Below are 18,783 nucleotides of genomic sequence, written 5' to 3' on the forward strand. Positions count from 1 at the left end.
ATAGGTTAAAAGTTGTTTTGCATACGTTCCAAGTAATCAGCGAGTGCCAGTACTTCCTCTTCGCTAAAATCTTGTAGAATTTGGTTAATAAAATTGGTTTTCTCTGTCTTATAGCCTTCAATCTGCTTACGACCATGATCGGTCAGACGAACAAACGTTACCCGGTTATCATCGGGGTTCTTACGTCTGGTCACCATCTGATCTGCCTCAAGTTGTTTTAAGTGACGTGTGATAGCAGCACTATCGATATTGATAATTTTCTGAAGCATGGACTGGTTGATCTCATCAACCTGATCTAGCTCATGCAAAATTTCAAAACGAGAGGAACTGATACCTGTACAGCGCTCAAACTTGGGACTAATTTTGTTGCCTAGTACATTCAGCAGATTGATGATCTGTTCTTCCTTGGAAACCATACGTGTCATGACTAGACCTCCCGGGTGAATCTGAATCATGAACAACGGCGTATGTTAACAAATAATTAAAGTTGCCAGTATACAATGCCATTGCCTAATGATTACTACATCGGCTGCTGTCGATCATTGATGGATCAATATTTGAGGCATCAATCATTGACGGCTCAACTAATATATCATGCCTTTTATGAATTTGCAACAGGTCTCAAAAAGATGGAAATTGTAATTTACGCAGCAGATATACATCTAGGTGGATGTAGTTTATCCGTTTGAAGGCAAACATATTGGCTGTAATTCATTGAGAATTATTATCATTTAAACTATAATATAAGAAATTCTTCATGTATGAATAAAACACATTAGACTGGTTTCCTTATCGGTAAGGATTAATGTATAGAGCTGCTCCAGGACAGAGGAGGATAGTACAACAATGAATTTAAATGATCACATCCTTCTATGGAATCATGTTTTTATCAAAATATTGGATGTTCGCAAAAATGCTCTAGAACCTGGCGAGAAGTTAAGCCATTATCAATTACCTGCGAGTGCTTACTTTTATATGATTGACGGAACTGCACGGGTAAGAATTGATCAACATTGTTATATCGTCGATGGTTTCCATGTCGTTCATGGGGGCAAGCTTGCCAATCTAGAGATAGAGACCGATTCCGGCGTTGCTTATTATATGATTTTGTACAAAGCAATTTTGACATTGCCCTGTCGGATGGAGATCCAACAACTGATGGAACATGAACGTCCATTCCAGAATCAGTTCGGCATGATTCCAGCCAATCCGCTGGATATGTATCAATGTATTGAAGCGCTTTACTGGGAATGGGAACAGCCTACCAAGCTGGCTAAACTGCATGCCAAAGTGTTGTTCCAGCAATGGGTCTACTCTTTATTGGAGGATTTACACAACCAGTCTATACAGCCTTTCAAGCCGGATTTGGTGACAAGAGCTGTGGAATACATGAACACACATCTGCAAGAACCTCTTGGTTTGGACAAGATGGGGGAGGAATTGGACTGTAGTGTGGGGCATTTGTCTAGACTGTTTAAACAAAAGTTAAATGTCAGCCCAATTCAATATCTGGCACAGAGACGTGTGGAGAGAGCGGCATATCTAATGACGCATACCGATGCGACGTTGCAACAGATTGCAGAGCAGGTTGGTTATCCAGATGCTCATTCACTGAGCCGGAGCTTCAAGAAAATCAAAGGACTTTCACCTGTTCAATACAAAAAGAAACAGCGTATGAATGGAGCCAAGCAAGCAATCCCATTTCATAAAAAGCATGATTTGCCCCATTTGATGCAAGAAAATGCCCTTCAACCTCTATATCCCCGCCTATATAATGATATTGATTATCAATATCAGAAGAATGTTGGAGGGGAATTATTTATGCAAGGAAAATTTAAAATGACGGCATTGTCGATGCTGCTATGTTTCACACTACTGCTCGCAGCTTGTTCTAGTCCTGCACCGTCGGCAAGCAATACACAACCAGCAACGACTACGCCTACAGCACAATCCAGTAATCAGGCAACGACGGACGGAAATTCAGCTACACCTGTAGAGACGCGGACAGTGTCTACGTTGCGGGGCGATGTTGTGATTCCAGCTAATCCACAGCGTGTAGCCTCAGATCAATATATGGGATACTTGCTAAAGCTCGGAATTATACCTGTCGGTGTGAGAACATTTATGCTGAACGAATCGTGGATTGAGAAGTCTGGTATCTCCGAGGATCTTATCGCAGGCATTGAAGATTTGGGTGGGGAATTCCCAATGAATCTGGAGAAGTTGGTTTCACTTGAGCCAGATCTTATTATTGGTTCGATTGACAAAAATATTGAGGATTACGAGAAAATTGCAACGACCGTCTTTTTACCTTATTGGGAAGGGGAAACGACTTCAGGGCCGCTGGAGAAGCTGCGCCGAATCGCTAGTGTGTTTGGGAAAGAGCAGGAAGCCGAGCAGTGGATTACAACGTATCAAGAAGAAGTGGAAGAAGCGAAGAAGCAAATCGACGGAATCATTAAAGAAGGCGAGACCGTATCCATTGTACAGGTGGGGAATAAAGCGCTATATGTTATGGCGGCCGAAGGTGGGAATTACGGTAGCTCTACCATCTATGATATGTTAAAGCTTCCCCCTACTCAGCAAGCGTTAGACATGAAGGAAGGATTCGTGAATATTTCTCTTGAGGTACTGCCCGAGTATATTGGAGATCATGTCTTCATATATGGTTCACAGGATGAAGGGGCTAACGAAGTGTTGAATAGTGAGGTGTGGAAACACCTTCCTGCTGTGCAGAAAGGCCAGGTCTATGCGTATGGTTCCTTCGGAGACAAAGGGGACGAATTCGTGATGGAAGATCCATTCTCACTGGAATTGCAGCTAGATACAATCAAGAATCTGTTACTGAATGCCAAAAAGTAGATTGTTATTTATGGATTAGTGGGTTTGATCCAAACAGGAAAGGAAGTCAGCATGGAAGAAATGGATTGGATAAAACGACTGGAGCAGCTGTATTTCTCTGCTGTGCATGTCCGTCAATACTCCAGCAATCCGGGAGAAATTCAGCGAAGAACCTGGAATAGATTTGCCATATGTAGAGTTATCGCTGGAAAGGGAACTCTTATGATCAATGACGTTGTACATACCGTGTCACAAGAGGAATGGTTCCTGTTAAAGCCTGGCATGCATGTGGAGCTCCAGACGTATACGGAGGCACCCATCCGATATCAGATCATTTTATTTTCGTGTGTGGCACTTAATCGCAGTCAGCATAATTGGCATGCGTCGACGTTTGATTTTCCTGTTACGGGCAAGCTTCACATGTCATCGAATACACGAGATATTCATGAGCTTATGAATAAACTGGTAAGTGGTAAACGTCCTACAGAGAGTCCAGTAAACTTACGTAGGAAGCATCTCGTGCACCAGTTATTGATACAGCTAATGAATCAGGTCAAGCAAGCAGCTCCACCTGTAGCAGGTATGGATCTGGCTCTTGAATACATGAAGGATAACTATACCGAAGATCTTCGCATGGAGCAGATGGCCCAAATAGCGGGGCTTAGCGTGAATCATTTTACAAGAACGTTCAAACGGCAACTTCATATGACGCCAATGGAATATATATTGAAACAACGCATGGCCAAAGCCAAACAATTGCTGTTCTCCTCCGATAAGATTAAAGCGATCGCAGAGCAGGTCGGCTATAAAGACGAGCATTATTTCAGCAGGATGTTCAAGAAGAAGGAAGGCATTGCTCCAACCCTGTATATGAAAAAGAAAGTAAATCGTATTGCGACCACGTATTACGGGTTGGATGATTACGTCATTACCCTTGGTCTGACGCCGGTATCTGCTCTATCCTATGATCAGAGAGTGGCACATCCAGTTGCTATTCCTATGCTCCAAGCACATCGTCATCAGGGGATAATGTTGAACAGCTTCGATGAGAGTTACGACAAGCTGCGAAGGTTGCAACCAGATTTAATCATTACGAGTGATCGGCTAGAGCCTAATGAAGCACTGCATCACATTGCCCCTACGACTATGCTGGAACACAGTAATCATTTTGATGAAAGGCTTCTGTATATGGCGGACATTATGGGACGAACTGAACAGGCTGAGCGGTGGATTGAAGAGCATGCAGAACTAAGTCAGCTGCTTCGAAGGCGCATTCAATCGAGATGGGGAAAGCAGCGTGTGATGTTTCTTCGGGTGACCGCGACGTTTTGCCGAATGTATGGACGCAATAGCCAGACAGGGGCTTTACTGTACGATGATCTAGGGTTTCATTTGCCATATCAATTTCCAGAGAAGCAGTGGGCTGTTGAAATGCAATGTGATGCTGTGCGCTTATATGAGGCAGATCATATTTTTGTCATGGTCGATCCGACAACTGAGGCTAGGGCTCAACTGCGTCAGTTGCAGAGTTCGGCTGAGTGGTTAACATTGAAGGCGGTTCAAGAGGGTCGTGTATACAATGCAGAGGATATTTTCTTCAAAACGTTAGGGCCTACAGGTCGCATGTGGGCTATGAAATATGTAGCAGAACAGCTTGGTATTACTGCACGGTGAGATTGTCCAAGTGAAGAGAGTGAAATAATCCATGGCAAGCAAGAACTCTTTTCCCTACTATAGTGATAATGATTATTATTATTAAATAGTAGAGGGGTTTTACTAGAATGTTTAGACAGAGAGCATCATGGATCGTACTGATAACCCTGCTTGTGTTTGTTCTAGCGGCATGCGGGAAAACGTCGGAAGTAGCGGAGACTACACCTCAGGATCAGAACACATCGGCAGAACAGAGTGGTACCCAGTCGATTGAACATCTTAAAGGAACAGCGGTTATACCACAGAAAATTGATCGTATGGTTGTCTTGTCTGCTGCTTATATTGATCACATGTTGACGATAGATGAGAAGCCAGCGGGTGTAAATGTAGAAGTGCGTTATGGAGGAGATTACCCTCCTTATCTTGCAGATCAATTGGCTGGAGTTCCGACCGTAGGTTCTGCAGACAGCCCTAACTTAGAAGCTATTCTTCAGATTGATCCAGATGTTATCGTAATTGAGAGCCGAACGGCTGAGAATGCGTATGAGCAGTTGGAGAAAATTGCGCCGACCATCGTTATTGGCACCGAATGGCTCGATTATGAGGACGATACCACCTATTGGACACAGGACTTGTTAACTATTGCAGGGATGTATGACAAGGTCGATCTGGCCAAAACAAAAATTGCTGAAGTGGAACAACAAGCCAACCAGCTTAAAGCAAAAATTGAACAATTGGATGAGAAGAAACTAGCTTATCTACGTGTAAGAGAAAAAACATTACAGATCTATGCGGCAAAAGGACATCCAACCAATACGCTGTTGTATCATGATCTTGGATTTGAACCTACTGGGGTGACACCAGCCGAACAACGTGAGGATCTATCTATGGAGAAGATTTCAGATATTGACGCTGATTTTGTAGTTCTTGAGGTTGACCCAAACGCTGAGGATTATCTAGATGGCATTAACGGAAGCTCCCTTTGGAAGAGTGTTCCTGCGGTCGTTGCAGATCAGGTCTATACCACGGATTCCTTCTGGTTGTTCAAGGGCTGGGGAGCTATTGGACGTAGCGAGATTATCAACGAAATTGAAGATATGATTCAATAGATGGGACGTTATCCAGGTTCAGATCATGATTCAGATCCAAAACACTCCGAGCTAGTTGAGACTTTACAGCATTTTTTTGTGACGACGATTAGAAGTTCGTGGGAGATTTCCGAGTATTCCTTTACGGTGAAGGATCTGCTCAATGGGGAGCAACGGAGATCGTTCCTGCGTGAACAGGCTACGCAGCAGGGGCTTGAGCTTGGAGGTACGGGAAGTATTGCTGTAGGCACACTCTTCGCAAAGCGCTATTCGGTATGGGTTATGGCTGTCATCTCTGCGTTTAGTCTCTATGACACCTTACTCCGAATTGAAAACGATGTTGTACGTGTGGAACTGACTGGATCAGGCAGGATGCGTTATGAGAGCCAGTTGGAGCAGGTCACCGTTGCGTATGCAGATCTTGCTAAACGAAAATCCCAGCTCAGCATGCTCAAAGGAAGACTGCAGCTACAGCTGGGAATGATCTTACAGGGTGTAGCTGCTGATACAGGAGCGAGTGAGAAGGTCATGTGGGCACTTATTGCACACAATGTGCAACAGCTGTATGCACAAATGATCCATGATGAAGGCATATGGAAAACGGCTGAACGATTAACACGAATACAAGAGGATCGCAGCGTATGGCTCGCTCCGCAAGGTGATACCGAATCTCCGTTTGCAATGAAGCACAAATGCTTTGAGCATCCTAAGTGGCAAGGACAGCCGTTTTTGATACGTCGATATTGTTGTTTGGCCTATCAGGTAGGAAGCGGCAGTCATGCACATGGATACTGCAACAGTTGCCCGAAGTTAGATTCGGAATCCCGATTGCGCAATCTCCTACAATCGTGAGCTAATACATTTGTACCGCATCGTGCGAATCTGTTTCAGCTGCTCCATGTTCTCTTCAAAAGTAATACCTGAGGCTCCAGCCAGCCCGAGTCCAAAATCCTTTTTATACTTGAAAGGGGCTTCTGGATATAGCGCTATAATATGAAGCTGGTTCCACCCAGGGTAGTCTGTATGATGCGTCCACACCTGTTCAGTCTCCAGTGCGTAGAAGCTATGACACCATCTTCGTTCATTACAAATAAAGTGCATGGCTGGTCCATTTCGCTGCATCATGATCTCGCGGAATTGTTCCAATTTATTGTGCTTTACATCAACATATTCAACAACCTGCAGCGGCTTCAGCCAGCGTCTGCGGGTTTGTTCATTTTGAATAGGGAAATGACTACGTGGCGTACTAGAGAGCAATTCCTGACGAACAACAACAGCTTCAGGAAACGGCTGTATACAATCTAGTTCATTCTGAAGCGCATCGGCTTGCTCGCGATGATGAAGTTGCAGAACATGTAGAATGTTCCAGACGGGAAAATCACCGTGTTTTTCAATCGTTAACTTGTGCGTGTATAGCTTGTAATCCGTAATCATCGTATTCCAATGGCGGTCATAAACGGGAATAACGTGTGTTTCAAGGTATGTGCGGTATGGTTTAAGCTTCTGCTTGGGGATGTGAAAGGTGAGTGCAACGTAATAAATATGATCTAGGGATTCCATGTAAACTGCTCCTTGTCGAGGTTAGATATGATTACAAGTTAAAGGATCTTGTTGATGTATATGTTACATGGTCTGCTGATGCACTTGTTAGCTCAATCGGGAGCTTGAATAGCTGAAAAAGGAGGAAGCACATGACGACATTTGATGTTCCTGAACATGTAGGGAGTGGGCTGTTTCAATCGTTAAGGCTGGGAGCACACGCCACATGGTCATGGTCAGATCTTACCCCACGCCGGAATACATTCGTAGACGAACAAGGTGAACATGCAGGGGTCGTGCTTGCTTTTAACCTCATGGGTGAGCAGAGATGGCGTAATCGAGATACGGGGCGTGAACATCTTCTGCCGGAGAATTATTTTGGTATATATGATGGTGGTGCATATGCGGCGACCAATACATATGAAGAAAATGAGCGCAGTATGCAAATGGGGTTCCAGATCGCTCCTGGATTCTGTTCCATACTGTTCGAGAAGATTCGGGAGACCGGAGCAATTAGCAGCTTTAATCATGTGCCTAGAATAGCCGGAATGGACATCCCGCCAGTAGCCCGACGCGTTATACAGGACATGCTTGGATGTACATATTCTGAGGACCTTCGTGATCATTATTTGCAAGCCAAGTTGACGGAATTAATCGTTGTGCTTACTGGAGAGCTGACCGATCGATCACAGCCACAATTGCCAGAGATAAAGTTAAGTGATTCCGACCGGGCTGGGCTGAAGGAGGTAAAGCGAATATTGAATGCTTGTTATGCAGATTCACCTACGATTCCGGAGTTGGTTCGCCCCGCGATGATGAACGAAAATAAGTTGAAACGAGCATTCAAGCAGCAATATGGGAAGTCCATTCATGCATACATTATCGAAAAACGAATGGAGAAGGCACGTGAGCTGCTAGAAAGTGGCGAAGTCGGTGTATCAGAGGCTGCTCATCAGGTAGGTTACACGAATACAAGTTACTTCATCAGTAGGTTCAGGCAGATGTACGGTTATAATCCAGGCTCACTTAAACGGTGAAGCAGTTAGATTAGAGCGTCATAAAAGGAACATGAATGACATGAATACTGTCTCAGCGTCATGAGCCTATAGACAAAATCGTAAAGTTGTATTAACTTAGTTTGAAGATATTCGAAATATCTGTTTGAACATTGCAGTAACAAAAGTGAGGTGAATGTCATGATTCCTATTTTGGGACGCATCAACGAATTAAGTAGAAAACAACGCAGCAGTACCGGACTGACGCAAGCAGAACAACTAGAGCAGCAAGAGCTGAGAAAACAGTATTTGCAGGCCATTCGAGGTCAAGTACTTACAACTATGCTAGGCGTGTCCGTTGTGGATCCACTGGGCAATAACGTGACACCTGAGAAATTAATTATTGAAAAAATGCAGCGCCGTAAACAGGCGGAGCAATAGATTCATATATAAAGACAGATCAAGGTAACTTCTTGGTCTGTCTTTTTTGTTACTACACTTTCACTTTTAAACAGGAAAAGTACATAAATTATCAAGCCACCTCAATAAGTGGAGTTTCGTGTAATTTAACAAGTATGCTTGTTGTTTTTAGAACGGATGACAAGAAATCTCCCATCAACTTCAAATGAAGCTTCACAACTCATATAATAACGCTAATCTATTTCCATAAGGACATGAGAAGTGACGAGAATATTCAATATAACGAACAATAAATGAACAATAAACTGACAACGGAAAAGTGAACTGACAGAAAACTAACAATGAAAAATGATCGGTAAATAGTTCATAAGGGTACCAAGAGAGGGTTGATGAGTTGTGAGCCTTGAAGCTTTGAATGAACGTGTTATGCATGATCTTGCTTGTTTGTCTTATGGTGGTGCGGACTGGACATGTGCAAAACAACATACAGAAGGCCATGTCTATGATGTTGTCATTGTGGGCGGGGGGCAGAGCGGACTAGGAGCTGCGTTTGGACTTCTTCGTGAACGAATCTCCAACATTGTTGTTATTGACGAGAATGTAGCTGGATTTGAAGGGCCTTGGGAGACTTATGCACGGATGGTTACTTTACGAACACCCAAACATCTGACCTCCATTGATCTGGGCATCCCGTCGTTAACCTTTCGTTCCTGGTGGGAGGCGCAGACTGGTCGTGAGGGCTGGGAAGAGGTAGACAAAATTCCTCGAGGAGATTGGATGAACTATTTACGATGGTACCGGGAAGTATTGAAACTGCCAGTGATGAATGAGGTGAAATTGACACTTATTGAGCCTATGGAGCATGGCATATATCGACTTCAGGTGAATAGAGCAGGAATGAAGGACTTCCTTTTTGCACGTAAAGTGGTGCTCGCGACGGGAATACAAGGTGGCGGTGAGTGGCATGTGCCGCCGATGATTGCGGATAAGCTACCTCGGGAGCTATATGCACATACTTCTGAAACGATTGATTTTGAACGATTAAAGGGGAAAAAGATTGCCGTGCTTGGTGGTGGTGCCTCCGCTTTTGATAATGCGAGTTATGCGCTTGCTGCCGGTGTGGCAGAAGCTCATGTATTTGTACGACGAGACCAGCTACCGCGCGTGAATCCAATTCGTCAGATGGAACAGTCGGGCATGATTGAACGTTTCCATGCACTACCTACATCAGATAAATATGCAGTTATCTCCCATTTTTTTAAATTTAATCAGCCGCCAACGAATGATACGTTCAATCGAGCAGCGGTCTGGCCAGGATTCAGACTACATCTGAACTCACCATGGCAACAAGTCGAGGCTCAAAATAATAAAGCGATGGTTACAACGGAGCAAGGTACCTTTACGTTTGATTTTCTTGTGGTCAGCACAGGCTTACTTAGTGATCCGGCTCTTCGTTCAGAACTGCGATTAGTTGAAGGTCACATTGCACGCTGGGCAGATCGGTATGAGCCACCTGTAGAACATCGCAATGCCTTACTTGACGCCCACCCTTATTTAACCCCAGGGTTTGCGCTGACAAGTCGAGATGAGGAGGGCACATCTAAGTTACACGGGCTCTTTGTGTTTAATTATTCTGCACTGGCAAGTTGCGGCTTATCCGCGTCGGCTATCTCGGGAACCAGAAGTGCAATCCCCAAGTTAGTTTCATCCATAGCGGATCAACTATTTATGGATGATCGTGACACGATATTACAACGATTTTTTGCTTATAATGAGCAGGAGTTCACAGCCACATGGGCAGAGAATACTGCACTGAAATGAGCATCTATTAACACTGTAGGCACATTCGCAGAGTTATTTAAGTCTGTTCGAAAGTCAGATCATTGAATACTACCCAGTAACTTCAGTTTAAACGTGTGCGCAGGCATGAGCATACGTTTTTTTGCTTTTTTTGTGCGAAAAGATTACACTTCCCGACGATTTGTTGTAAAATGTCGATTGGAACACGTTAGAAGGCAGGTGGTAGTAGAGATGGTTGAAGTTGAGATGAGTTATGAACAATTCAGAGCACATATAAAAAAAGCTTCACGGCAGCGTAATGTACCGTTAATTAAGATCGTTGCTTTTCAAGAAAAGTTCATGAAGATTGAAGAAGTTCAATTTTTTGATGTAGAGAAGAACTATATGAGTGTGCAGGCATGTAATACCGTATGGATGAATCTGGGAAATAAGTCGTTTCACAATCTGGTGTCTCAACACTTGAATGATTTCAAGAACATGGAGAACCTTGGGCGTAATTCGTTTGAGAATTTAATCAGAGAATTATATGACACGGCTGTGCCTATACTTATAAACTACGATCCGAATCAATATTACACGTCAGCCCAGTTGGCAGAGATTTTGGCAATTGATGAGGGCAAGCTGATCGAGCAACTAGAGATGGGGCGTTATAAAGGTGCGTTCATCAATGAAGAAGGGCAGTGGCTTAAGCCAAAACCGCAGATGAATGGATAAAGGAAAATCCTGTAGTGCAGCAGAATGTTGCATTTCAGGATTTTTATCGTTCTAATATAGAATCTATATTGAACTAGACATTTACACAAGAACGGAGAGGACAGAAATAACGTGAAGAAGCGAAGCGTTCGCCTTTATCACCGGATTTTCCCCTTTGAAAAAGGGAATCAAAAAAATCTGGGGAACAGCGATCGAAAGGTTGTTCTGTCATAGGAGTGGTCAGTGTAAATATTTATGGTTCAATCTCCAGAGTCCATGGTTTGAATGAATTTGAACGTTTGGGGTTAATGTGGTTCAATATTGAAAGGTTATAACGTCGAAAATTGCATGTTTTTGAAGGTTTATAAATTATTTTGAACGAAAATGATTGTTTTTTACTGGATTTATGATACTATAGAAGCAGTTGGAGGAATGAAGATGCTGACTGAAGAACGATATGCTGCAATTATAGAGCGCTTACATTTACAGGGGATTGTGAAATTACAGGAGCTTGTCGATGTGCTTGGAGCCTCTGAATCAACAATCAGGCGTGATCTTATCGATTTGGAAAGTCGTCAAATGCTCAAACGAATTCATGGCGGCGCTGCATTGGTCAATGAGAAGTCATTGGAACCTGGCATGGAAGAAAAAACGTTCAAAAACATCCAACAAAAGGTGACGATTGCTCGTTTGGCTGCACAGGAGATCCAAAATGGCGAATGTGTCTATCTCGATGCAGGGACAACGACCCTTGCTATGATTCCTTTTATTGAAGCAAAGGATGTCACCGTTGTGACAAATGGACTATCTCATGTGGAAGCCTTGGTAAGCAAGCGAATTCGTAGCTACTTGCTAGGCGGTATGATGAAAATCCATACAAAAGCTGTGATTGGTAGTATTGCGTTACAGAACATGGATAACTTCCGCTTCGATAAATGTTTCCTTGGAACGAACGGGGTAGATCCCGAAATGGGGTATACAACTCCTGATCCGGAGGAAGCCTTGATTAAAAGGCGTGCACATCAGTTGTCGGGGAAATCTTACGTACTGGCTGATTCCAGCAAAATCGGGGAAATTACTTTTGCCAAATTGTTTGATTTGGAAGAGGCAGATCTGATTACGGAGCAGGTACCAGAACACTGGCGGCACTTAATCGCCCAGAAAACTAAAATAATCGAGGGATAACATGATATATACGTTAACACTTAATCCTTCCATCGATTATATCGTGGAAGTGCATGATCTGAAACTTGGTGGACTGAATCGAATGAACCGGGACTTGAAACTTCCGGGTGGTAAAGGCATAAACGTATCACGCATTCTTAATCAGCTTGGTGCCACGAACACAGCATTTGGATTCCTTGGTGGATTCACAGGACGTTTCATTAATGATCGATTGCAAGAAGAAGCGATCCGTACTGACTTTGTTACCATTGCAGATGACACGCGCATCAATATTAAGCTGAAGCATGGTGAAGAGACAGAAATCAACGGACTTGGACCTGCGATTAGCTCTGAAGAGTCTGAACAATTGCTTCAGAAGATGTCAGGATTGCAGCAAGGGGATATCGTAATTCTGTCGGGAAGTGTTCCACCTGCGCTGGGAGCCGATTTTTATGATCGTTTGATCAAGGTATGTAAACAAGCTGGCGCTGAATTCGTTATTGATACGACAGGTAAGGCATTAATGGATGCTCTTGTCCATGAACCGTTGCTTGTGAAGCCAAATCATCATGAACTTGCAGAACTGTTCGGTGTAACGATTGAAACTCGTGAAGAACTCATAACCTATGGTCGAAGACTATTAGAAGCAGGCGCCAAGCATGTACTTATTTCCATGGCTGGCGAAGGAGCATTGTTCATAACACAGGAAGAAGTTCATCATGCCAATGTTCCTAAAGGCGTTGTCAAAAACTCGGTAGGTGCCGGAGATTCCATGATTGGCGGATTTGTGGGTACTTACGTTCTGAACGGGGATCTGCTTGAAGCCTTTCGTACAGGTGTTGCATCTGGAAGTGCCACTGCGTTCTCTGATGATCTTGCGACAAGAGAGCTTATTGATGAATTACGCACGCAAGTCAGCATTACTAAACTGTAGTTGAACTACAGAAGGTTTACATTGTATACATGATCGGCCTGCGAATGCAGGTCGACTGAACCTAAGGGAGTGTACCAAAATGAGAATAACAGATCTGATGATCCAAGAAACGATGATCATGGATTTACAAGCGACAACAAAGGATGAAGCAATTGATGAATTGATTGCCAGTCTGAATAAAAGTGGACGAATCAACGATCCTGTTTTGTTCAAAGAGATGATCTATAAACGTGAAGCTGAATCCAGCACCGGAATTGGCGGCGGTATCGCTATGCCACATGCCAAAACATCCGCAGTCAATGAACCTACGGTTGTATTTGCAAAAAGCCGTAAAGGCCTTGACTTTGCTGCTCTTGATGATGAGCCAGCTCATGTATTTTTCATGATTGCAGCACCAGAAGGTGCGGGCAACACCCATCTGCGTACACTTGCTGCACTTTCCAGGTTGTTGATTGATAGCGATTTCATCTCGCAGTTGATGAGCACGGATACACCGGCAGAAGTTAGCGCATTGTTCGATGCTAAGCAAGCTGAAGAGGCGAAGAAAGAGGAAGCTAAAGAGAAAGCAAAAGCAGAGAAGGCGGCCGCAGCGGCAGCTACTGCATCAGCTAACAAAGAGCAAACCTCTGGTGTGATCGTTGGAAATGCTAACTCCGAAGACTTTGTCGTTGCGGTTACGGCGTGTCCAACGGGGATTGCCCACACCTTTATGGCAGAAGATGCACTTAAGAAAAAAGCGCAAGAGATGGGCATTAACATCCGGGTAGAGACGAATGGTTCCGAAGGTGCTCAGAATGTTCTGACCGCTGATGAAATTGCGCGTGCCAAAGGCGTTATCGTTGCAGCAGACAAAAATGTAGAGATGGCTCGTTTTGATGGGAAGCCAGTTCTGCAAAGACCTGTAAGTGACGGTATCCGCAAATCCGAAGAACTGATTCGTAAGGCCGTTAACGGCGATGCACCGATCTATCGTAGCCAGGGTGCATCGGGTAAGAATGACGAAGCTGCAGCGGGTAAAATGAGTGTAGGTAGCAAAATCTACAAAGACCTGATGAACGGGATCTCTCACATGCTTCCATTCGTCGTGGGTGGCGGTATCCTGCTGGCAATTTCCTTCCTGATTGAGCAAATTGCAAGCCCGGAAAACCCGCTTGTACAATTGCTGCAAACGATCGGTGGTGGCACAGGTGCATTCCACTTCCTAATCCCTGTTCTAGCTGGTTTTATCGCGATGAGTATTGGTGATCGTCCAGCGTTAATGCCAGGTATGGTCGGTGGTTTAATGGCTGTGAACTCTAATGCTGGTTTCCTTGGCGGACTTGCTGCCGGTTTCCTTGCAGGTTATGTTATCATCGGGCTGCGCAAGGCACTTAAAGGATTGCCAAAAGCAATCGATGGTTTGAAACCTATTCTGTTGTACCCTGTGCTTGGTCTATTGATCGTTGGTACAATCAGTTACTATATCTTTGATCCGATCTTCGGATCTTTGAACACATGGCTTGTCGATGTACTTGGCAATATTGGTACAGGTAATGCGGTATTGCTAGGCTTGTTGCTCGGTGGCATGATGTCCATTGATATGGGTGGGCCGTTCAACAAAGCAGCATATACTTTTGCGATTGGTGTCTTCACATCCAGTGGTAACACAGACGGTGCTTGGATGGCTGCTGTTATGGCAGGCGGGATGGTACCGCCACTGGCGATTGCTCTAGCAACAACATTCTTCAAATCTAAGTTTACCGATCAAGAGCGTAAATCTGGTTTGACGAACTATGTACTGGGCTTCTCGTTCATTACAGAAGGTGCGATTCCATTCGCAGCTGCAGATCCGCTTCGTGTACTCACATCCTGTATCCTTGGTTCAGCTGTTGCAGGTGGACTGACGCAATTATGGAATATTAACGTACCGGCTCCACACGGAGGAATCTTCGTTGCATTTCTGGCAAACCACGCCCTGTTGTTCCTGCTTGCAGTAGCGATTGGTGCAGTGATCTCGGGTCTTATTCTGGGATTGTGGAAGTCGAAATTGCCTAAGGTTGTAAAATAAATAAAATTCAATCATAAGTTATGAATCATGATAAGAGCATCTTCTGAGTAACGTTACTCGGAAGATGCTCTTTTTTTGATTGTTACTTCATTCAGAGGTATGTTATGATTTAATGGTAATTAATGAAACTTAGTTTCATATAGTGAAACGATCGGGATAATGAAAAAAAAAGAAGAGAATGCATTGAAGTTTAAAATCAGATGAAGTTAGATCAAGTGGAACGGAGGAGAAGATTTTATGTCTAATGAGATTAAAGGACAGGTTCAAAAGCAATTTGCTAGTAATGCGTACAAATATGTCACGAGTGCTCGGCATGCCAAAGGTGAGGATCTAGCATGGCTGGTTGCATCCTCCGAAGTGAACGCTTCGATGAACGTACTTGATATTGCTACAGGTGGAGGGCATGTTGCGAACGCGTTGGCACCGCTTGTGAGCCGAGTAACTGCATTAGATCTAACTGAGGAAATGTTGCAGGTAGCACAGCAATTTATCCGCGGGAACGGACACACCAATGTTGATTTTGTAGCAGGCGATGCAGAGCAGCTTCCCTTCCCGGACAATACCTTTGATCGCGTGACCTCTCGGATTGCTGCACATCATTTTCCAGACGTTACAGCTTTCGTTAAAGAATCACTACGGGTCTTGAAGCCAGGCGGCAAGTTGCTTCTCATTGATAACGTTGCACCTGAAAGCGATGTGTATGACCGTTTTTATAATGATATTGAGAAATGGCGTGATCCAAGTCACGGTCGTGCATGGCGTAAATCTGAATGGATCTCAATACTCGAAAAGGCAGGCTTCCGGATCGACGCTATGGTGACTTTTGAGAAGCCTTTCCAGTTTACGGATTGGTGTGAGCGTGCTGCATTGCCAGCAGAGGCGATGAGAGAGTTGGAAGTGAGCATGTTACATGCTGAAGATCAGATTCATAAGTACTTTAAGCTTGAAACATCAGAGGATGGGAACCTGTTAAGCTTCGAGGGAGAAAGTGTGTACATTCAGGCTCGTAAACCTCTGTAGTTGTAGAGGAGTCTAATCAACGGGGACACAGGGTCATCATCGTTGAATGTCATCTTAAGTACTTAACTTATTCATTTGATTTCTCCGAAAAAAATAGGTAGACGTGCCCATCAAACTGTATGGGATGTCTACCTATTTGGGGATGGATTTCATATCTAATGATCTATCATAAGATACATCTGAGTTACGGTTTTAAGATGACTTTGGTACACTCGTCTTCATGATCGTTGAAGATTCTATAGGCTTCGCTGGCATTTTCTAGTGCAATGCGGTGGGAGATGATTTCCGTTGGATCGAATTCCCCAGCCGTAATTTTGCGGAACAATTCTGGCATATAGTGAATAACAGGAGCTTGTCCCATTTTAATATTAATGTTTCGTTCGAACAGATTCCCGAGAGGGAACATGTTGTAGGAGGAACCGTAGACGCCGGTAAGATGAAGTGTACCGAATTTCCGCACGGCCTTCATGCCAATCTCAATGGCTCCGAGGGAACCGCCATGAAGTTTGAGCTTCTGCCCAATTTCCTCAAGTGTCGATTTTTTGCCGTCCATACCCACACAGTCAATAACAACGTCAGTACCTCCCTGCGTGATTTCACGGATGTACTCGCCCATATCATCGTACTCCTCGAAATTGTACACTTCTGCATCATTCATGCGTTTGGCCTTGTCCAGTCGGTAGGGAAGACGATCCACAGCGATCACTCGCTTAGCACCCTTCATCCAAGCAAATTTCTGTGTCATGAGTCCGATGGGGCCACTTCCTAGCACTGTAACGGTATCCCCGGGTTTGACGCCAGCGTTCTCTACACTCCAGTATGCCGTAGGGAGCACATCAGATAAGAACAGTAGTGCCTCATCCTCCAGTTCACATGATTCAGGAATGACGAATGGCATGAAATTCCCATAAGGTACACGCAGGAGTTCTGCCTGCCCTCCGGGATAGTTACCATAACGATCGGTAAAACCGAGATAACCACCGGTATGAATTTCAGGATTTCCATTGGAATTATCGCATTGACTCTCCATGTCGTGGTTACAGTAGAAGCACTCTCCGCAGGAGACGTTAAAAGGCAAAACGACGCGATCTCCTTTTTTTACCTTCGTTACTTCGGGACCAACCTCTTCCACGATCCCCATCGGTTCATGACCAATAACGTAATCTTTCTGAGCAGGAAGGGCTCCCTGATAGATATGAAGATCAGACCCACATATGGCGGTGGAGGTAATGCGAACGATAATGTCATCCTTTTGTTCCAAACGTGGATCTTCAACCTGCTTTACCTGAATATCCTTAATACCTTGAAACGTAACAGCTCTCATTGCAAAATTCCTCCTTAAAGTTGATTTCTCTCTTCTTTACCCAATAATTTCTAATCTAAAAATAATATCGATCGTTTAGACCACAGGCCATTTCTGTTTACGTAAAGCATTGAGCAATTCAGCAGAAGCGTTCAGATTATCCCGAACCAGCTCCCGTGGGGTTAATGCCATCCATTGATTAAGTGAAATATCTTCGAAACGATCGCTTCTGAAAATCTCCAAAAACCATAGTGTGTCCTTACCCGTGTTCTGGATATAATGCCCCATGGCTACAGGAACATACCCTACATCCCCAGCCCGATAGTCAAATGTACGCGCAATACCATTGCCTCCAAAAACAGTCATTCGCCCTTGCCCAGTCAAATAATATTGCCATTCATCTGCATTGGGGTGCCAATGAAGTTCACGCATGCCTCCAGGCTTAATCTCAACCAGTGCGGCTGCTACCGTTGTGGAGATGGGGAAGTTACTCGAATCTACAATTCGCACACTTCCTCCAGGAGTGATGATCGGTGTCTGAGCTAACAAACGATGCTTGAAGGACAGAGGAACGGTTCCGTAGGGTGACTGTACTTCCTGACTTGCGAGGGAACCAGGAACCTGATCTTGAAAAATATACACCTGCTCTGCCGGCATGCCTTCAAATGCGGCTTCAGATACACCGAAATTCAGAGACAATACGTCCTTCGGTGTGTGTGCAAACCAATCGGAAATGGATAGTGTGTTGAGATCTGAGAAGGCTCCATCATCGAAGACGAGTAAAAATTCACAGCCTTCGTCTAGTCCTTGAATGGAATGAGGCACACCCTTGGGGAAAAACCATAGATCCCCTGGACCAACATCAGCGATAAAGTTGCGACCGTTCTGATCAACGGAGGTAATTCGTGCGGTACCTAGAATCATATAAGCCCACTCCGATTGTTGATGCCAGTGGAGCTCCCTTACACCTCCAGGGGTGAGGCTCATATTAACGCCTGCAAGCGTCGTTGCAATAGGAAGATCCCGAACCGTGATCTCGCGTGACCATCCGCCATGATTCAATTGCATATGTGTATCAGAGAAGGACATTCTCAGATTGGGCAACAATCCGTTATCTGTGGATGGAGGTACGAGCATATCCGGATTTTGCAGATCTCTCATCACATCACGCGGCCCACGATCTGGCCCGCCTGCACCATCTTTGCGTATCGGCTGGGGTACAATGAATGGTTTACCATGCTTTTGTGTTCCTTTGCTCATAATCTACAATCCCTCCTTGGAGTGTG

Annotated in this window: 16 protein-coding genes; 12 read left to right on the forward strand and 4 right to left on the reverse strand. The window is 44.3% G+C overall.

The window, feature by feature from the left end; genetic code table 11:
* Positions 1 to 5: 5 nt before the first annotated feature.
* Positions 6 to 425, reverse strand: coding sequence for a MarR family winged helix-turn-helix transcriptional regulator (locus tag V6W81_RS09760; protein WP_056695410.1), 420 nt, complete (start codon positions 423 to 425; stop codon positions 6 to 8).
* Positions 426 to 846: 421 nt separating this feature from the next.
* Here V6W81_RS09760 and V6W81_RS09765 point away from each other — a divergent pair, with 421 nt between their 5' ends.
* From V6W81_RS09765 to V6W81_RS09780, 4 genes are all read left to right on the forward strand, one after another.
* Positions 847 to 2,862 (forward strand): AraC family transcriptional regulator, encoded by a 2,016-nt coding sequence (locus V6W81_RS09765; protein ID WP_338542903.1) that lies wholly within the window; start codon positions 847 to 849, stop codon positions 2,860 to 2,862.
* A gap of 51 nt (positions 2,863 to 2,913) precedes the next feature.
* A complete protein-coding gene (locus tag V6W81_RS09770) occupies positions 2,914 to 4,515 on the forward strand; it encodes a helix-turn-helix domain-containing protein (RefSeq protein WP_338542905.1) in 1,602 nt (533 codons plus the stop codon).
* Between the two features lie 107 nt (positions 4,516 to 4,622).
* Positions 4,623 to 5,603, forward strand: a complete 981-nt coding sequence (locus V6W81_RS09775; protein WP_338542907.1) for an ABC transporter substrate-binding protein — start codon at positions 4,623 to 4,625, stop codon at positions 5,601 to 5,603.
* Complete coding sequence (locus tag V6W81_RS09780) at positions 5,604 to 6,434, forward strand: (2Fe-2S)-binding protein (RefSeq protein ID WP_338542908.1); 831 nt, start codon at positions 5,604 to 5,606, stop codon at positions 6,432 to 6,434.
* On the opposite strand, the gene V6W81_RS09785 is transcribed toward V6W81_RS09780, so the two are convergent.
* On the reverse strand, positions 6,423 to 7,142 hold the full coding sequence (locus tag V6W81_RS09785) for a hypothetical protein (protein WP_338542910.1): 720 nt from the start codon (positions 7,140 to 7,142) through the stop codon (positions 6,423 to 6,425). The genes V6W81_RS09780 and V6W81_RS09785 overlap by 12 nt on opposite strands.
* Positions 7,143 to 7,273: 131 nt before the next feature.
* On the opposite strand from V6W81_RS09785, the gene V6W81_RS09790 reads away from it, so the two are divergent.
* The 8 genes from V6W81_RS09790 (at position 7,274) to V6W81_RS09825 (ending at position 16,194) form a co-directional block, all read left to right on the forward strand.
* The gene (locus tag V6W81_RS09790) at positions 7,274 to 8,158 is read left to right on the forward strand and encodes a helix-turn-helix transcriptional regulator (protein ID WP_338542911.1); all 885 of its coding nucleotides are present in this window, start codon (positions 7,274 to 7,276) and stop codon (positions 8,156 to 8,158) included.
* Positions 8,159 to 8,317: 159 nt separating this feature from the next.
* Complete coding sequence (locus tag V6W81_RS09795; protein WP_145045950.1) at positions 8,318 to 8,557, forward strand: DUF896 domain-containing protein; 240 nt, start codon at positions 8,318 to 8,320, stop codon at positions 8,555 to 8,557.
* A gap of 375 nt (positions 8,558 to 8,932) precedes the next feature.
* Positions 8,933 to 10,357, forward strand: a complete 1,425-nt coding sequence (locus V6W81_RS09800) for an NAD(P)/FAD-dependent oxidoreductase (protein ID WP_338542912.1) — start codon at positions 8,933 to 8,935, stop codon at positions 10,355 to 10,357.
* 210 nt (positions 10,358 to 10,567) lie between these two features.
* Complete coding sequence (locus V6W81_RS09805) at positions 10,568 to 11,050, forward strand: hypothetical protein (protein WP_145045952.1); 483 nt, start codon at positions 10,568 to 10,570, stop codon at positions 11,048 to 11,050.
* Positions 11,051 to 11,467: 417 nt separating this feature from the next.
* A complete protein-coding gene (locus V6W81_RS09810; RefSeq protein WP_338542913.1) occupies positions 11,468 to 12,214 on the forward strand; it encodes a DeoR/GlpR family DNA-binding transcription regulator in 747 nt (248 codons plus the stop codon).
* Between the two features lies 1 nt (position 12,215).
* On the forward strand, positions 12,216 to 13,127 hold the full coding sequence (gene pfkB / locus V6W81_RS09815; RefSeq protein WP_338542915.1) for a 1-phosphofructokinase: 912 nt from the start codon (positions 12,216 to 12,218) through the stop codon (positions 13,125 to 13,127).
* Positions 13,128 to 13,206: 79 nt separating this feature from the next.
* Positions 13,207 to 15,174: a PTS fructose transporter subunit IIABC gene (locus tag V6W81_RS09820; protein ID WP_338542916.1), complete on the forward strand. Its 1,968-nt coding sequence runs from the start codon at positions 13,207 to 13,209 to the stop codon at positions 15,172 to 15,174.
* 237 nt (positions 15,175 to 15,411) lie between these two features.
* On the forward strand, positions 15,412 to 16,194 hold the full coding sequence (locus V6W81_RS09825; RefSeq protein WP_338542918.1) for a class I SAM-dependent methyltransferase: 783 nt from the start codon (positions 15,412 to 15,414) through the stop codon (positions 16,192 to 16,194).
* Between the two features lie 184 nt (positions 16,195 to 16,378).
* On the opposite strand, the gene V6W81_RS09830 is transcribed toward V6W81_RS09825, so the two are convergent.
* Positions 16,379 to 17,518 (reverse strand): zinc-dependent alcohol dehydrogenase, encoded by a 1,140-nt coding sequence (locus V6W81_RS09830; RefSeq protein ID WP_338542919.1) that lies wholly within the window; start codon positions 17,516 to 17,518, stop codon positions 16,379 to 16,381.
* 75 nt (positions 17,519 to 17,593) lie between these two features.
* Positions 17,594 to 18,757, reverse strand: a complete 1,164-nt coding sequence (locus V6W81_RS09835) for an oxalate decarboxylase family bicupin (RefSeq protein WP_338542920.1) — start codon at positions 18,755 to 18,757, stop codon at positions 17,594 to 17,596.
* Between the last annotated feature and the right edge of the window lie 26 nt (positions 18,758 to 18,783).

It is taken from the genome of Paenibacillus tundrae, assembly GCF_036884255.1.
Classification (GTDB): Bacteria; Bacillota; Bacilli; order Paenibacillales; family Paenibacillaceae; genus Paenibacillus.

Bases quoted from the DNA above. Each gene is read 5' to 3' on its own strand.
- V6W81_RS09760 (WP_056695410.1), bottom strand. From the start codon at position 425: ATGACACGTATGGTTTCCAAGGAAGAACAGATCATCAATCTGCTGAAT.
- V6W81_RS09765 (WP_338542903.1), top strand. From the start codon at position 847: ATGAATTTAAATGATCACATCCTTCTATGGAATCATGTTTTTATCAAA.
- V6W81_RS09770 (WP_338542905.1), top strand. From the start codon at position 2,914: ATGGAAGAAATGGATTGGATAAAACGACTGGAGCAGCTGTATTTCTCT.
- V6W81_RS09775 (WP_338542907.1), top strand. From the start codon at position 4,623: ATGTTTAGACAGAGAGCATCATGGATCGTACTGATAACCCTGCTTGTG.
- V6W81_RS09780 (WP_338542908.1), top strand. From the start codon at position 5,604: ATGGGACGTTATCCAGGTTCAGATCATGATTCAGATCCAAAACACTCC.
- V6W81_RS09785 (WP_338542910.1), bottom strand. From the start codon at position 7,142: ATGGAATCCCTAGATCATATTTATTACGTTGCACTCACCTTTCACATC.
- V6W81_RS09790 (WP_338542911.1), top strand. From the start codon at position 7,274: ATGACGACATTTGATGTTCCTGAACATGTAGGGAGTGGGCTGTTTCAA.
- V6W81_RS09795 (WP_145045950.1), top strand. From the start codon at position 8,318: ATGATTCCTATTTTGGGACGCATCAACGAATTAAGTAGAAAACAACGC.
- V6W81_RS09805 (WP_145045952.1), top strand. From the start codon at position 10,568: ATGGTTGAAGTTGAGATGAGTTATGAACAATTCAGAGCACATATAAAA.
- V6W81_RS09810 (WP_338542913.1), top strand. From the start codon at position 11,468: ATGCTGACTGAAGAACGATATGCTGCAATTATAGAGCGCTTACATTTA.
- pfkB (WP_338542915.1), top strand. From the start codon at position 12,216: ATGATATATACGTTAACACTTAATCCTTCCATCGATTATATCGTGGAA.
- V6W81_RS09820 (WP_338542916.1), top strand. From the start codon at position 13,207: ATGAGAATAACAGATCTGATGATCCAAGAAACGATGATCATGGATTTA.
- V6W81_RS09825 (WP_338542918.1), top strand. From the start codon at position 15,412: ATGTCTAATGAGATTAAAGGACAGGTTCAAAAGCAATTTGCTAGTAAT.
- V6W81_RS09830 (WP_338542919.1), bottom strand. From the start codon at position 17,518: ATGAGAGCTGTTACGTTTCAAGGTATTAAGGATATTCAGGTAAAGCAG.
- V6W81_RS09835 (WP_338542920.1), bottom strand. From the start codon at position 18,757: ATGAGCAAAGGAACACAAAAGCATGGTAAACCATTCATTGTACCCCAG.